This window comes from Arachnia propionica, from assembly GCF_003859805.1.
Taxonomy (GTDB): domain Bacteria; phylum Actinomycetota; class Actinomycetes; order Propionibacteriales; family Propionibacteriaceae; genus Arachnia; species Arachnia propionica_C.
In genome coordinates this window covers 21,678-35,056 of sequence record NZ_RQZG01000017.1, presented here as the reverse complement: position 1 = coordinate 35,056, position 13,379 = coordinate 21,678, and the positions used below count along the sequence as shown (strand labels likewise).

Sequence of the window (13,379 nt, the reverse complement as noted above, 5' to 3'; positions counted from 1 at the left end):
CCGCGGTGAACCGCGATGATTGAGCGAGGGGGTCGACCCATATGGGGCGCGGCCGTGCAAAGGCGAAGCAGACGAAGGTGGCCCGCGATCTGAAGTATCGCTCCGTGGACACCGATTTTGCGTCACTGGAACGAGAACTTCGAGGAGAGAGCCACGACGACGGACGCTTGACCTCCGAGATCCCGGATGCATATGCCGACCTCGCGGAGCAGTACAACGACGACGCGGATGTCGAGTTCGAGGACGACGGCTCAGCCGACGACGACCGGCCCTGACCCGCGCTGGGTCCCGGACACCGAACTCGACGGGTTCCAGCAACTCACCCTCGTGCTCGACGGGGCTGCCCGGTATCCGGGCGAACCGGAGCACGAGGTGGTCGCCACGCTCGTCAGACGCACGGTTCCGTCGCGTGAGCGGGCCGTGTTGTATCTCCACGGGTGGAACGACTACTTCTTCCAGGCGCCGTTGGCGGAGCGACTCGAGGCGTTCGGTTATGACTTCTTCGCGCTGGATCTGCGTCGATACGGTCGCTCACTGCGGTCGGGCCAGCTGGCTGGCTACACGCCTGACCTGACGGAGTACTTCGAGGAGGTGGACCGCGCGGTCGGGATCGTCCAGGAGACCGCCCGTGAGATCGTGTTCATGGCCCATTCCACGGGCGGGCTGATCATCTCCTTGTACCTGGCCGAGCGGCCGGGGGTGGCGAAGGCCGTGGTGCTGAACTCACCGTGGCTGGAGCTGGGATCGAACGGCCTGTGGCGGCCTGCCCTGTCGGCGGCCCTGGGTGCGGTGGGTGCGGTCTCCCCGACCCGGACCGTGGCCGTTCCCGAGCCGGGGTTCTACCGTCGCTCCATCTCCGCCACCGAGGACGGTGAGTGGGACTACAACCTCAACCTCAAGGGCGATCCGGCCTTCCTGCCACGCGTCGGGTGGGGCAGGGCCATCATGCGGGGGCAGGCGAGGGTGGCCGCCGGGCTCGACATCGACGTCCCGATCCTCATGTGCATCAGCGCCCGGTCCGACTTCAGCCGCACCTGGAATGACGACATGATGGGGGCGGACCTGGTGCTGGACGTCGAGTCGTTGGCGGCCCGGGCGCCGATGCTGGGTCGGCATGTCACCCTGATCCGCATCGAGGGCGGCAAGCACGACCTCATGCTCTCGGCCGCCGGACCTCGTGCCCGTTATCTGGCCGAGATGGAACGCTGGCTCGCTGCTTACGCGCGTTGACGCGTTGTTCCTGCCACAGCTGCCTCAGCTCGGGGTCGTCCATGACGAGCCGGACCGTTTGACAGTTGTGTGGGCCGTCGGCACCCGGGACGCACAGGCTGCAGGGCGTCCCGGGGCGGAGCGGGCACATGGGGGTGGCCACGGCTCATCCCTGCGGGAGCTCGGTGCCCGGGGCCGGGTACGACGACTGGGCCCCCTCGAACTGGACGGTGTGTGCGGCGAACCGGACGGCGTACCGGGCGGCCTCCAGCAGGGGGTGGCCCTCGGCGAGCCGTGCTGCGAGTGCTCCGGTGAAGGCGTCCCCGGCGCCGACGGTGTCCACCGCGGTCACCCGGGGGCTCGGGACGTGGTGGGTGCCGTGCTCGTCAGCGACGATCGCTCCGGCGGCACCGAGGGTGAGCACGACGGAGGAGAGTCCTGCTGCGCGCAGCCCGGCCACGAGTGCCTCCGGGTCCCGGGTGGCCGCTCCACCCAGCTGGGTCAGGGTGGCCTCGGCCTCGTGCTCGTTGACCACCAGGGGGTCGGCGCGGCGGATGACCTCCGGGGCCAGCCGGACGACGGGGGCCAGGTTCAGCAGCCAGCGGCCACGGGTGTGCCGGGCGATGCGTTCGGTCGCGGACGAGGAGAGCTCCCCCTGGGAGACGACGATGGGGGCGGCCGCGAGGATCGTCTCCCAGCCGTCGACCGTCTCCGGGGTGATCTCGGCATTCGCGCCGGGCACCACGACGACGGTGTTCTCCCCGGCCGCGTCGACGGAGACCACGGCCAGCCCGGTCGGACCCGCCACCCGGGTGAGGTGGCTGAGATCGACCCCCGCGGAGCGCAGCAGGAGGAGTGCGGTCTGCGCGGCGTCGTCGTCGCCGACGGCACCGAGCAGGGCGACCTCGGCCCCGGCCAGGGCGGTCGCACAGGCCTGGTTGGCCCCCTTCCCGCCGGGGGAGAGGCCACCGCCTGAGGCCAGCAGGGTTTCCCCGGGGCGGGGGTGGCGCTCGAGATGCAGGTGCAGGTCCACGTTGATCGATCCGGCCACGACGACGGTCATCGGTCCTCCTCGAGATGTCTGGTCCCTCCCGACACTACTGGACGACCGAGCCAGACACCGCAGTGGCCGGTTCGCCTGCCTTGAGTCCGGTTCGCCTGCCCTGTGGCCGGTTTACCTGTCCAAAATCGAATTGCCTGTCCAATAAGGCAGGCAATTCGGAACAAGGCAGGCATTTGTGGCTCAGGACAGGCGAACCTGTTGCAAGGCAGGCGAACCGGTGTGGCTGGAGGCATGGCAGGAGGGCAGGGCCATCGATCTCCTCCTGAACCGCCCGAGCGACGTCGCTTCTTCGGGGTCAGGTCCCGTGCGTGGTGCTCATCCCCGATGCCGGAGCCGGAACTCGAGACCGGTCCGTACGTTCTCCCACTCGTGGTCGAGGATGGAGTAGACGCAGGTGTCGCGGACGGTGCCGTTCGGGAGGATGGTGTGACGGCGGAGGATCCCGTCCAGCGTCGCGCCGAGCTTCTCGATGGCTGCGCGCGAGTGGTGGTTCATCGAGTGGGTGCGCAGCTCGACCCGCCGGTACCCGAGGGTCTCGAAGGCATGCCGGAGCAGCAGCAGTTTCATCTCGGGGTTGACGTGGCCTCCCTGGTGACTGCGGCCCAGGAAGGTGTGGCCCACCTCCAGCACCTTGTTCGTCACGTCGATGTTGCAGTAGGTGGTCATGCCGGCGATCCGGTCCCCGGACCTCACGGTGAAGGGCAGCATCACACCACGGTCCTGCAGTTCGAGGCGTCGGGTGATCTCGTCCGCCATCGTCTCGGGGCTGGGCACCCGGGCGAACCACAGGTGCCACAGCTCACCGTCACGCACGACGTCGCACAGCTCGTCGTGATGGTCACGGTGGAGGGGGACGAGCTCGACGTGGTTTCCCGTCAGGGTCACAGGGGTGAGGGTCATGACCCATGATCCAAACACCTCACCGGGTGCCCGGTCCAGCGCGGATCCCACCGTGCGTCGTCGTGGCATGTAGTGTGGACCCACACGCGAGGTGTTGGGGCCTTGTGCTGTTCCACAGGAGCAACAGCGGATCGGAGAGTCCCATGTCGGTGAGTCGTAGGAATCTCGGGCGGGCCGTGGTCGGTGGTGCCGCCCTGGCCGGGGTGTGGGCAGTGTTTCCCGGTGCCCACCCTCGGGCGACGGCGCAGGGTGCGGCCGTCTTCAGGCGACGTCTGACCGGGGCCGACATGTACCCGGCCCACAACTGGCGGGTCGGCGGGACCGATCTGGGCATCCCGTACGTGCTGGAGAACGGTTCGATCGGCTATCTGATGGGGGACACCTTCGCGGGGCCGTGGCCGGAGAGCGGCGGGGACCACCGGTCTCCTGTGATGCTGCGTTCCGCCGTCGATCCCGGTGCTCCTGATGGCATCGTCTTCGACAGCGCGGCCAAGGTGGCGGGACATGGTCGGGCTCCCGAGCTGATGCACAACGCCCACGGCGGGTGGGTCGGTGGACGTCGGGAGCTGACGGTCATCCCCAACGACGGCATCTCATTCCCGGAGACCGGACGCCAGGTGGTGTCGTTCATGAGCATGGAGAGCTGGGACGGCCCGTTCTTCCGATCCGGCTTCGCCGGGCTCGCCTGGTCCGACAACGGCAACGACTTCCACCGCACCGAGCTGCGCTGGGACAACAACGGGGACAACACGGACCCCTTCCAGATGTGGACGATGCAGCGCGACGGCGACCACGTCTACGTCTTCTCGGTGCGTGCGGGGCGACAACACGGTCCGATGATGCTGCGACGCGTGAGGTGGGATCGCATGTTCTGGCCCGACGAGTACGAGGGCTGGGGGTGGAACGGAACCGACTGGGGCTGGGGTCGTCCCTGCACCGGCATCCTCCACGAACGATTCGGGGAGCCGTCGGTGCGACGACTCGGTGACGGCACCTGGGCGATGGCCTACATGGACTACGCCCGCAACCAGTTGGTGACCCGCACCGCATCACGCCCCGACGGGATCTGGAGTGAGCCCAAGGTGCAGATCGAGCACGTGATGAACTGGAACCTCTACGGTGGGTTCGTCCACCCGTGGTCGACGACACGACCCGGTGGGCTGCACCTGATCGTCTCCCGCTGGGCTCGTGACCAGCAGGGAAGGAGCATCGCCTACCACGTCGAGCAGTACCAGGGCACCCTCTGAGGAGGAGAGCGCCGTCGGTTTGCGGTGAGGCCGCATGCCCCTGCTATCCTTGTCGCGGCCGGTCCCCATCGTCTAGCGGCCTAGGACTCCGCCCTTTCACGGCGGCAGCACGGGTTCGAATCCCGTTGGGGATGCTCTGGTCGTCCGGGTTTCCGGCGAGGAACCCCCGATTTCACAAATCGGGAGAACACCGCTAGAGTTACCCGAGTTGGCGAAAGCCAGCAGGCCAAGAAATTGGCCCCGTGGCGCAGTTGGTTAGCGCGCCGCCCTGTCACGGCGGAGGTCGCGGGTTCGAGTCCCGTCGGGGTCGCTGGGTGTCCAGCCCTACTGGCCAGGTAGCTCAGCTGGTAGCAGCGTTCGCCTGAAAAGTGAAAGGTCGCCGGTTCGACCCCGGCCCTGGCCACATCACCCCCGCCGAGGCGGGGGTTGTCTGTTCGTCCACCAGATCCTCAGCGCCGTGGAGGCCGCAGATCCGCAACGGCGTGGCCCCCGTCGTGAACAGGAATCGTCGATGCAGAACGCTGGGACGTCGACGGGTGACATCCCAGCGGCGCCCCGGGCGAGTCGTGTCCGGTCAGGTCGCTGCGAGCCGGGGTCGGGTCAGGAGTTCAGTGCCACCTGGACGGCATCCGTCGGGTCCGAATGGGTGGCCTTGGCGCCGCGCAGCAGGTCGAGTTCCATCTTGACCACCGCCAGGTACTCACGCAGCTCGCCCTTGAGATGGACGTCCCGCCACTGCCTGGCCGTGACGTCCCCGACGGCGATGGCGTCCACCCCGAGCGCCTGACACGTCGCGACCGCACGCTGCACGTGGTACATCTGTGACACGAGCGTCACCTCCCGCACCCCGTAGACGTCACGGGCCCGGATGCAGGAGTCGTAGGTGTCGAAACCCGCAGGATCCTGCACGATCCGCTTCCTCGGGACTCCTCGGGAGATGAGGTAGTCCTCCATCACCTGGGTCTCGTGGTTGCTGGCCGGGGTGTTGGCCCCACTGACGATGATGGCGCGGCCCTTCCCGGCCTCGAACAGCTCCACCGCCAGGTCCAACCGGGCCTGGAGGAACCGCGACGGCTGCCCCGGATGCGCATGGGCACCCAGCACCAGCAGGACGTCCCGGGCAGGCACGTCGTCGTCCGCGCCGTAGATCCTGCCCTCGGAGGCCAGGGCGGCGTGTGTCATCCCGACGACGACGGGACCGAGCAGCACGGTGAGAGCCGTCGCGATCACGGCCTCCAGACGACGGCGACGTGGTCGCGACGGTTTCTCGGACATGCCTCAACGGTACCGCCTGGTCGGGAGACCGGGGTCAGCGACGCTGTTCCCGGTACCAGGTGACCAGGGCGCGGGTGGACGAGTCCTGACGCTCCAGGGCCGCGTCGTCCCCGAAAACGGCCGGGGCGATCTCCAGGGCCAGCTTCTTCCCGAGCTCCACACCCCACTGGTCGAAGCTGTCGATGCCCCACACGATCCCCTGGACGAACGTGATGTGCTCGTAGAGGGCGATGAGCTGCCCCACCACCGACGGTGTCAGCGCGGGGGCCATGATCGAGGTGGTCGGGCGGTTCCCGGAGAACACCCGAGCCGGGACGATCTCCTCAGGCGTGCCGTCGGCACGCACCTCGTCCTCGGTCTTGCCGAACGCCAGGGCGGCGGTCTGCGCGAAGAAGTTGGCCAGGAACATGCCGTGGACGTCCACGTCGCCGTCCTGGATGGGATGGGCCGGGTTCGCCACCGCGATGAAGTCCGCCGGGATCAGCTGAGTGCCCTGGTGGATGAGCTGGTAGAACGCGTGCTGACCGTTGGTCCCGGGCTCCCCCCAGAACACCTCACCGGTCTCGCAGGTCACGGGCGAGCCGTCCCATCGCACGGACTTGCCGTTGGACTCCATGGTGAGCTGCTGCAGGTACGCGGCGAACCGGTGCAGGTACTGGGCGTAGGGCAGCACCGCGTGTGAGGTGGCCCCGAGGAAGTTGACGTACCAGATGTTGAGCAGCCCCATCAGCAGCGGCACGTTCTGCGACGGCTCGGCGGTCAGGAAGTGCTGGTCCACCGCGTGGAAGCCGGCCAGGAAGTCACGGAACCCGTCCGGGCCGATCGCGATGACGATGGGCAGCCCCACCGCGGAGTCGACGGAGTACCGTCCCCCCACCCAGTTCCAGAACCCGAAGGCGTTCACCGGGTCGATGCCGAACTCCGCCACCTTGTCCAGCGCCGTGGAGACCGCGACGAAGTGCCGGGCGACGGCCTCGGCACGGGCCTCCTCGGTGTCGGCGATGGCTCCCTTCGCCACCAGGGCGTCCAGCAGCCAGGTACGGGCCATCCGGGCGTTGGTCAGGGTCTCCAGGGTGGTGAACGTCTTCGACGCGACGATGAACAGCGTGGTCTCCGGGTCCAGGTCGGCCGTGGAGACCGCGACATCCGTCGGATCGATGTTGGAGATGAAGCGGCACTCCAGGCCCGGCTGCCTGTACGGCAGCAGCGCCTCGTAGACCATCACCGGTCCGAGATCCGAGCCGCCGATGCCGATGTTGACCACCGTCTCGATGCGTTTGCCCGTCACCCCGACCCACTCGCCGGAACGCACCTTCTCCGCGAAGGCGTACATGGCGTCCAGGACCTCGTGGACATCGGCCACCACGTCCTGTCCGTCAACCACCAGCTCGGCGTCACGGGGCAGTCGCAGGGCGGTGTGGAGCACGGCACGGTCCTCGGTGACGTTGATGTGCTCGCCGGCGAACATCGCATCGCGACGACCGGCGACATCGGTCTGTTCCGCCAGACGCAGCAGCGCCGCCAGCACCTCGTCGTTGATGAGGTTCTTCGACAGATCCACGTACAGGTCCCCGACCCGGCGGGTGTACCTGGTGGCACGCTCAGGGTCCGCCGCGAAGGATTCCCGGAGGTCGAGCTCCGCATGGTCGGCGAGTTCGTCGAGCTGTTCCCAGGCAGGAGTGGTGATGGCATCAACCGGCTTGATCATGACCCCAAGCCTATGACCTGCCACGGACAAAATCCTCGAGGGGCGACAGAACCCCCGACGAGCCGGGGTCAGCGGTCACCCAACACTGATGTGCACGTGGTCGTAGTGGTTGGCGCTCACCGAGCCACGGTCCGACATCGAGCGCCAGCCCTCCGAGCCGCGCTGCGTGGTCCAGATCTTCTGCTGGTAGATGACCTCGATCACCCCGAGCTCCTTGGCGTTCTCACGCAACCACTTGGCGATCACCCAGCCGCGCTCGCCGGAGACCATCACGTCGATGGCACGACCCTGGCCGTGGTAGCCGCTGTCCCGACGGTAACCGCCGTAGGACTTCACGTCGGGGAAGGCCGCGCACACCGCACGCAGCACACTCACGGTCCTCGAGGTCAGGCCCGACTCGATGCTCTTGGCCGAGGAGGACTCACAGCTGGCACTCGAGCCGGGATCGGGCGCGCTGCTCTCGGCGGGCTTCTCGGCGGCCAGGAAGTCCGCCCTGACCCAACCGGCGGACTTCTTGTGGATGATCTGCTGCCAGCCGTCCTGGGTCACATCGGTGACGGTCACCTCGGCCGCGCCCTTCAGCGTGACTCGGACGTCGAAGTCCTTGCCCGGGCCGGTGCGGACATTGACGGACTTCGTGGTGTACATGGTGCCGGACTCCTTGCCCAGCTCAGGCACCGTCGGCTTGGGTGCGGAGCTCTTCGCGGGCTCCGGGGCATCGGCTTTCGGGCTCGCCTTCTCGGTCTCGCTGGGGCTCGCCGTCGGTTCCGGGGTCGCCTCGGCCGTCTCGCTGGGGCTCGGCTCAGGAGCCGGGGTGGTGGCCTCGCCGGTGGGGAGCGGGTCGACGGCCTCCGGGGCGCTCTCCTCGGGCGAGGACGATGCTGCGGGCTCGGGGATTTCCTCACGGGGAAGATTCCGGCTCACCCCGAGATCGACGCTGTGCTGCACCGGGTCGGCGACGGCGGAGGAGTTGTCGTCACGGTTGAGCGTGATGGCACCGGCTGCCACGATCCCCGTCAGCGCCAGCGGGGCGATGAAGCGGGTGATGATGCGCCCGCGTCCTCCGCCGGCGACTGCCTCATCGGTCTGCACAGCTCCACGCCGGGGGGTCGCTTCAACGGTTGCCGCCTCGAGGAGATCCTCCTCCAGGGCTGCCCTTCTTGCCTTGACCATGTCCCTCATTCGCAACTTGAGAATTAGCTGAACTTCTCTCAGGATAGGTGTGCTGGTGGCCAAACTCAAACCAGCATCGTCATCCGATCGGCCAACATCTGTCCCACAAGGGCTTTTGTTCGACCCTCGCGTGCAGGTCGTGCGTGCGACGCTCAGGAGATCTGGCCTTTCGGGTGACACGTTGGCGTGTGGTCGGTAGTCTATGTGGGTCCTCTTCTCTTAAGGAAACCGGATGAGCGAAAAGATCGTGCGAGTCGGCCGCTCCGTGGTCGGCCTGCTGCTGACCTTTCTCGTTGCCCTCATGTTCCCCGTAGTGGCTCGGGCCGACGACAGACCGACGAATCTGGAGACCCAGGTCTCGGCCTGGGTGGACGGCACCGTCGAGGTGTCCGGGCAACTGGTCGACGTCGGCGGGACCGCTGTGCCCGGCGCACCTGTCGTCGTCTCGGTGGGGGGAGAACGGGTCGGTACCGGCACCACCGACGGCAGTGGTTCCTTCCAGGTCTCCTTCACCATGCCCGCCCAGTTCCGCAACGGTTCCCCGCAGGTGGACGTCACCTATGCCGGTGACGGCACCTTCGCCGCGACCACCGACGCCCGGAAGGTCGAGTACGGGGGTCAGCAGCTCGGACTCACCGGGAATCCCGGGACCGAGGTCGCGAAGGTGGGGGAGGGCCTGCAGTCGGTCCTCACCGTGAACCTGTCCCAGGCGACCGCCCATCCGGGGGACACCGTCCACCTGAGTGGGACCCTCTCCACCGCCGACGGCAACGCCATCGCCAACGGCACCATCATGTTCACCCTGGACGGCCAGCAGCAGCCCGACAGCACCACCGTGACCAACGAGACGGGAACCTTCGAGTCCTTCATCGAGGTGCCGCGGGATCTCGCTCCCGGAGGCCACGGTGTCACCGCTTCCTTCTCCGGTAGTCAGCAGCTCCAGGCGGCATCCAGTGAGACCGCCCTCACCGTCGAGGAACCGGCCCCGGCCGCAGGGGAGACCGAGGCGGAGTCCGCCGGGCCCAAGGAGTCCGTCGAGACCCTTGCCCCCTCCAGCCCGGGAGCCGCGGCCTCCAGCGGCCAGGCCTCCGGAGCGCCCGCCGCGCAGGCCACGAAGCCTGACGTCGAGACCCCGGCGGTGATCACCTGGACCATCATCGGGGGCATCGTCCTGGCCAGTGGGACGGGTCTGGCGTTGATCGTGGTCGCCCTGCGGCCCCGTCGCCGCCCCGATCCCGAGGGCGACATGGGTCTCATCGGCGACCCGGAGGAGCGCGAGGGCGAGTTCCTGGGTGACGGTGGCGACTGGGAGACGCAGGACGCGGGAGTCGGCCACGGCCGGGCCGTGACCACCGAGGTGATCCCCCTCGACGAGTCCGCCTCCGCCTTCGCGCCACCCGTCACGGTTCGCGCCATGCCCAGACACGGCAACCGGGAGCCCGTCGCGGCCCGCGGCCTGGTCGAGGAGACCGTGACCGTGAGGCCGACGGATGACGACGGTGAGACCGTTGATGCCCGTGGCCCGGCCGTCCCGCGTCGCGCCGCTCCGTGAGACGGCCTCAGCGGAAGTTCCGGTAGCGCTCGCGGAGCGCTCCGAGGTCCCCGCCCGTCAGGGCGTCCCCCAGCAGGGGTGAGTCCAGGCACACCGCAGGTGCCCCCGCCTGCAGCCACTGTTTCGCGGCGTAGGCGGCGATCCCGCCGCGGGGGATGACGTGCTGGATCAACCCGACCTCACGGAGCCGCTCGGCCATGAGCGGCCCGGTGACATCGGCGGGATACAGCTGGACCCCGTCGACCGGCAGGTGCAGGGCGCTTCGCACCTCGGTCGGGGTCATCGCCATCGCGTAGCAGGCCACCCCTCGCTCCCGGGCGGCGACGGCGGCGGCCGGGTCCAACTCGTCCGGCAGCAGGAACTGTGCCCCGTGGTCCAGTCGTCGCAGCACCTCCGGCAGGGGTCCGTGGCAACCGATCCGGGTGCGTGCCGCGTACATCGCGGTGATCGTCCCGAAGTCATCGCAGGTGGCGGGCAGGCTGATCGAGGTGGTGCCCTCCTGCACCAGGACCTCCAACACCCCGACGAGGGAGTCGAGAGGGGCGGAATCCAGTAGGACCACGAGTCCGGTCAACGGGGCGTCAGACATGGTCCCAATCATGCCAGCCGCAGGTGCGGCCGGGACAGCTCCGGGGGTCGGCGAGGCCGTCCAATGGCCACTCGGAGTGGTGTGGATAACTTTCAGTCAGGGCCGTCATGGCGGCAAGACGTTTAACAAGGTTAACTCTTGGGCAGTTTCATTTTGCATCCGCGGAAAACTGGGCTACATTGGGAATGTCCACAACGCAGGAGGCAACCCAAATCCCCCCCAAGCTGGAGTTGCGCCGCGGAAGGACTCCCCCGGGTGACCGGGGAACCAGGAAGCCCGTCTTCGTCCGCACCCCCCCCATCGGACGAAGACGGGCTTTCTGATGTACGGCGGTATCTTGATGTCATGATGAAGTGGCTCCCCGAGACCCTGCGACGTATCGGTCGCGACCTCCTGCACTCCTTCCTCAAGGGGGCCGACGCCGGGGTCGCCAACCCGAGGACCCGCCGTCGCCGGTCCACGACCGGCAGCAGTGGCAGGACCACCAGCCATCCCTACCCCGGGGACTTCCGGGGCACCCCGAGGATCAGCTACCGACCGGCTGATGACGGCAATGCCGACCCCGGCGAGATCGTGTGGACCTGGGTGCCCTACGAGGAGGACCACACGAAGGGCAAGGATCGTCCCGTGCTCATCATCGGACGTGACGGGAAATGGCTGCTCGGGTTGCAGCTCACCTCCAAGGACCACGACCGTGACACCCGCCAGGAGGCCCGACAGGGGCGCCGCTGGATGGACATCGGGACCGGACCCTGGGACGAGCAGAACCGGCCCAGCGAGGTGAGGGTCAACCGCATCCTCCGCGTCGATCCCGACCGGGTGCGCCGGATCGGGGCGGTCCTGGACAAGGAACGTTTCACCAGGGTGGCCGCAGCCGTCCGGACGTCCTGACCTCGGGAATCCCGGGGGCCCCTTCGGCGTTGACACCGAAGAGTCCTGTCCCAGCGACCCCGGAGCACAATGATCACAGTCACCGACCTGAAGAAGGTCTACCAGCAGCCCGGGAGGGTGGTCCACGCCCTCGACGGCGTGAGTCTCAGCGTCCCGGCCGGGAGCATCCACGGCATCATCGGCCACTCCGGGGCCGGGAAGTCGACGCTGGTGCGATGCCTGGCGATGCTGGACCGCCCCTCCGGCGGAACCATCAGCATCCAGGACCGCGACCTGACCAGTGCCAGCAACACCGAGCTGCGCTCGATGCGGCGTCGACTCGGCCTGGTGTTCCAGCACGCCAACCTGTTCGACTCCCGCACCATCATCGACAACATCACCTACCCGCTGGAGATCCAGGGAGTGAGCAGGCGCATCGCCGCCGCGCGCGCCGTGGAGCTGCTGTCCCTGGTCGGGCTGGAGGACGCCGGACGGGCCCACCCGGCCCAGCTGTCCGGTGGGCAGCGGCAACGCGTCGGCATCGCCCGGGCACTCGCCACCGAACCCGACGTGCTGCTGTGCGACGAACCCACCTCCGCCCTGGACCCGAGGACCACCAATGAGATCCTCGACCTCATCGACGAGCTCCGCCGCAGCCTCGACCTGGCGGTCCTGGTCATCACCCACGAGATGCACGTGGTCAAACGCATCTGCGACTCGGTCTCCCTCCTGGAGGCCGGACGGATCGTCGAGTCCGGCCCCCTCACCGAGGTGATCCGCACGCTCGACGGACGTCTGTCGCAGGCCCTGCTCGGCATCCCACCCCACGACCCGGCCGACGAGGCAGGAGGTGTCCTGGTCGACGTGCTGGCCTCCGGCAGCAACGCCGACCAGCCGGTGGTGGCCCTCACCTCGCAGCACGTCGGAGCCACGCTGGCCATCGTCGCCGGCAGCGTCGAACACCTCGCCGGGGTCACGTTCAGCCACCTGCGGCTCCTGGTGCCCGCGGGGACCGATCCGGAGGCGGTCGTCTCCTTCCTGCGTGGCCTCGGTGCCGATGCGCGCATCACCCCCGACAGCGACCTGGCAGGAGGTGCGGCATGACCGCCCTGGAGATCACCACCGATGCCCTCCTCAAGGCCCTCGGCCCGGCCGTCACCGAGACCCTCGTCATGGTGGGCATCTCCGGTGTCGCGACGGTGCTGCTCGGCCTTCCACTCGGTGTGGTGCTGTTCACCACGCAACGCGGTGCGATGGCGGACAACCGCGTCGTCTCCCTGACGCTCAGCGCGCTGGTCAACATCACCCGTTCCGTGCCCTACGCCATCCTCATGCTCAGCCTCATCCCGTTCACGAAGTGGATCGTCGGGACCGCCGTCGGCCCCTATGCGGCCAGCGTGTCCCTGACCATCGCCGCGGTGCCGTTCTTCGCCCGCCTGGTGGAGTCCGCCCTGCGGGACGTCCACCCCGGCAAGCTCGACGCCGCCCACGCGATGGGCTCCACCCGGTTCCAGACCATCACCAAGGTGCTGCTGCCGGAGGCCGCCCCGGCCCTGGTCGCCGCGATCACCACCACCGTCGTCACGCTCATCGGGTACTCCGCGATGGCAGGGCTCATCGGGGGCGGCGGGCTGGGTCGGCTCGGCTACAACTACGGCTACCAACGCTTCGAACCACTGGTGATGCTCGTCACCGTGCTGCTGCTCATGGGAATGGTTCAGCTCATCCAGGCGTTGGGGGATACAGTGATCCGCCGCGTCGACCACCGCTGAGTGGCTCGTCGCCTCATCCGA

At 68.3% G+C, this 13,379-nt stretch carries 14 protein-coding genes and 3 tRNA genes; 10 read left to right on the top strand and 7 right to left on the bottom strand.

The window, feature by feature from the left end:
• Positions 1 to 41: 41 nt before the first annotated feature.
• Positions 42 to 275, top strand: a complete 234-nt coding sequence (locus tag EII34_RS12895; RefSeq protein WP_124845575.1) for a DUF3073 domain-containing protein — start codon at positions 42 to 44, stop codon at positions 273 to 275.
• The gene (locus tag EII34_RS12890; protein ID WP_124845574.1) at positions 229 to 1,230 is read left to right on the top strand and encodes an alpha/beta hydrolase; all 1,002 of its coding nucleotides are present in this window, start codon (positions 229 to 231) and stop codon (positions 1,228 to 1,230) included. Before EII34_RS12895 ends, EII34_RS12890 begins: the two co-directional genes overlap by 47 nt.
• On the opposite strand, the gene EII34_RS16715 is transcribed toward EII34_RS12890, so the two are convergent.
• From EII34_RS16715 to EII34_RS12875, 3 genes are all read right to left on the bottom strand, one after another.
• Positions 1,154 to 1,360: a DUF6767 domain-containing protein gene (locus EII34_RS16715; protein ID WP_124845624.1), complete on the bottom strand. Its 207-nt coding sequence runs from the start codon at positions 1,358 to 1,360 to the stop codon at positions 1,154 to 1,156. The genes EII34_RS12890 and EII34_RS16715 overlap by 77 nt on opposite strands.
• Positions 1,361 to 1,375: 15 nt before the next feature.
• Positions 1,376 to 2,272: a ribokinase gene (locus EII34_RS12880; protein WP_124845573.1), complete on the bottom strand. Its 897-nt coding sequence runs from the start codon at positions 2,270 to 2,272 to the stop codon at positions 1,376 to 1,378.
• 315 nt (positions 2,273 to 2,587) lie between these two features.
• On the bottom strand, positions 2,588 to 3,172 hold the full coding sequence (locus tag EII34_RS12875) for a GNAT family N-acetyltransferase (RefSeq protein WP_124845572.1): 585 nt from the start codon (positions 3,170 to 3,172) through the stop codon (positions 2,588 to 2,590).
• 143 nt (positions 3,173 to 3,315) lie between these two features.
• Here EII34_RS12875 and EII34_RS12870 point away from each other — a divergent pair, with 143 nt between their 5' ends.
• From EII34_RS12870 to EII34_RS12855, 4 genes are all read left to right on the top strand, one after another.
• The gene (locus EII34_RS12870) at positions 3,316 to 4,419 is read left to right on the top strand and encodes a DUF4185 domain-containing protein (RefSeq protein WP_124845571.1); all 1,104 of its coding nucleotides are present in this window, start codon (positions 3,316 to 3,318) and stop codon (positions 4,417 to 4,419) included.
• A 61-nt stretch (positions 4,420 to 4,480) separates the two neighbouring features.
• Positions 4,481 to 4,553 (top strand) — tRNA-Glu (locus EII34_RS12865).
• A 102-nt stretch (positions 4,554 to 4,655) separates the two neighbouring features.
• A tRNA-Asp gene (locus tag EII34_RS12860) sits at positions 4,656 to 4,729 on the top strand.
• Positions 4,730 to 4,748: 19 nt separating this feature from the next.
• Positions 4,749 to 4,822, top strand: a tRNA-Phe gene (locus tag EII34_RS12855).
• 197 nt (positions 4,823 to 5,019) lie between these two features.
• On the opposite strand, the gene EII34_RS12850 is transcribed toward EII34_RS12855, so the two are convergent.
• The 3 genes from EII34_RS12850 to EII34_RS12840 form a co-directional block, all read right to left on the bottom strand.
• Complete coding sequence (locus EII34_RS12850) at positions 5,020 to 5,694, bottom strand: SanA/YdcF family protein (protein WP_124845570.1); 675 nt, start codon at positions 5,692 to 5,694, stop codon at positions 5,020 to 5,022.
• Positions 5,695 to 5,728: 34 nt separating this feature from the next.
• Positions 5,729 to 7,402 (bottom strand): glucose-6-phosphate isomerase, encoded by a 1,674-nt coding sequence (gene pgi, locus EII34_RS12845; protein WP_124845569.1) that lies wholly within the window; start codon positions 7,400 to 7,402, stop codon positions 5,729 to 5,731.
• 75 nt (positions 7,403 to 7,477) lie between these two features.
• On the bottom strand, positions 7,478 to 8,494 hold the full coding sequence (locus EII34_RS12840) for an SH3 domain-containing protein (protein WP_124845568.1): 1,017 nt from the start codon (positions 8,492 to 8,494) through the stop codon (positions 7,478 to 7,480).
• A 313-nt stretch (positions 8,495 to 8,807) separates the two neighbouring features.
• Between EII34_RS12840 and EII34_RS12835 the strand changes: the two genes are divergently transcribed.
• Positions 8,808 to 10,127, top strand: coding sequence for an Ig-like domain repeat protein (locus EII34_RS12835; RefSeq protein ID WP_124845567.1), 1,320 nt, complete (start codon positions 8,808 to 8,810; stop codon positions 10,125 to 10,127).
• 7 nt (positions 10,128 to 10,134) lie between these two features.
• On the opposite strand, the gene EII34_RS12830 is transcribed toward EII34_RS12835, so the two are convergent.
• The gene (locus EII34_RS12830; RefSeq protein WP_185711336.1) at positions 10,135 to 10,716 is read right to left on the bottom strand and encodes a beta/alpha barrel domain-containing protein; all 582 of its coding nucleotides are present in this window, start codon (positions 10,714 to 10,716) and stop codon (positions 10,135 to 10,137) included.
• 345 nt (positions 10,717 to 11,061) lie between these two features.
• On the opposite strand from EII34_RS12830, the gene EII34_RS12825 reads away from it, so the two are divergent.
• From EII34_RS12825 to EII34_RS12815, 3 genes are all read left to right on the top strand, one after another.
• A complete protein-coding gene (locus tag EII34_RS12825; protein ID WP_124845565.1) occupies positions 11,062 to 11,607 on the top strand; it encodes a type II toxin-antitoxin system PemK/MazF family toxin in 546 nt (181 codons plus the stop codon).
• A gap of 69 nt (positions 11,608 to 11,676) precedes the next feature.
• Positions 11,677 to 12,690, top strand: a complete 1,014-nt coding sequence (locus tag EII34_RS12820) for a methionine ABC transporter ATP-binding protein (RefSeq protein ID WP_124845564.1) — start codon at positions 11,677 to 11,679, stop codon at positions 12,688 to 12,690.
• Positions 12,687 to 13,358 carry a methionine ABC transporter permease gene (locus EII34_RS12815; protein ID WP_124845563.1) on the top strand — a complete coding sequence of 224 codons (672 nt, stop codon included), beginning with the start codon at positions 12,687 to 12,689 and terminating at the stop codon, positions 13,356 to 13,358. Before EII34_RS12820 ends, EII34_RS12815 begins: the two co-directional genes overlap by 4 nt.
• Positions 13,359 to 13,379: the final 21 nt, after the last annotated feature.

Excerpts from the sequence above, each read along its gene's own strand:
- EII34_RS12825 (WP_124845565.1), top strand. The coding sequence starts at position 11,062 with ATGATGAAGTGGCTCCCCGAGACCCTGCGACGTATCGGTCGCGACCTC.
- EII34_RS12870 (WP_124845571.1), top strand. The coding sequence starts at position 3,316 with ATGTCGGTGAGTCGTAGGAATCTCGGGCGGGCCGTGGTCGGTGGTGCC.
- EII34_RS12875 (WP_124845572.1), bottom strand. The coding sequence starts at position 3,172 with ATGACCCTCACCCCTGTGACCCTGACGGGAAACCACGTCGAGCTCGTC.
- EII34_RS16715 (WP_124845624.1), bottom strand. The coding sequence starts at position 1,360 with ATGTGCCCGCTCCGCCCCGGGACGCCCTGCAGCCTGTGCGTCCCGGGT.
- EII34_RS12830 (WP_185711336.1), bottom strand. The coding sequence starts at position 10,716 with ATGTCTGACGCCCCGTTGACCGGACTCGTGGTCCTACTGGATTCCGCC.
- EII34_RS12880 (WP_124845573.1), bottom strand. The coding sequence starts at position 2,272 with ATGACCGTCGTCGTGGCCGGATCGATCAACGTGGACCTGCACCTGCAT.
- EII34_RS12820 (WP_124845564.1), top strand. The coding sequence starts at position 11,677 with ATGATCACAGTCACCGACCTGAAGAAGGTCTACCAGCAGCCCGGGAGG.
- pgi (WP_124845569.1), bottom strand. The coding sequence starts at position 7,402 with ATGATCAAGCCGGTTGATGCCATCACCACTCCTGCCTGGGAACAGCTC.
- EII34_RS12895 (WP_124845575.1), top strand. The coding sequence starts at position 42 with ATGGGGCGCGGCCGTGCAAAGGCGAAGCAGACGAAGGTGGCCCGCGAT.
- EII34_RS12890 (WP_124845574.1), top strand. The coding sequence starts at position 229 with ATGTCGAGTTCGAGGACGACGGCTCAGCCGACGACGACCGGCCCTGAC.
- EII34_RS12850 (WP_124845570.1), bottom strand. The coding sequence starts at position 5,694 with ATGTCCGAGAAACCGTCGCGACCACGTCGCCGTCGTCTGGAGGCCGTG.
- EII34_RS12835 (WP_124845567.1), top strand. The coding sequence starts at position 8,808 with ATGAGCGAAAAGATCGTGCGAGTCGGCCGCTCCGTGGTCGGCCTGCTG.
- EII34_RS12815 (WP_124845563.1), top strand. The coding sequence starts at position 12,687 with ATGACCGCCCTGGAGATCACCACCGATGCCCTCCTCAAGGCCCTCGGC.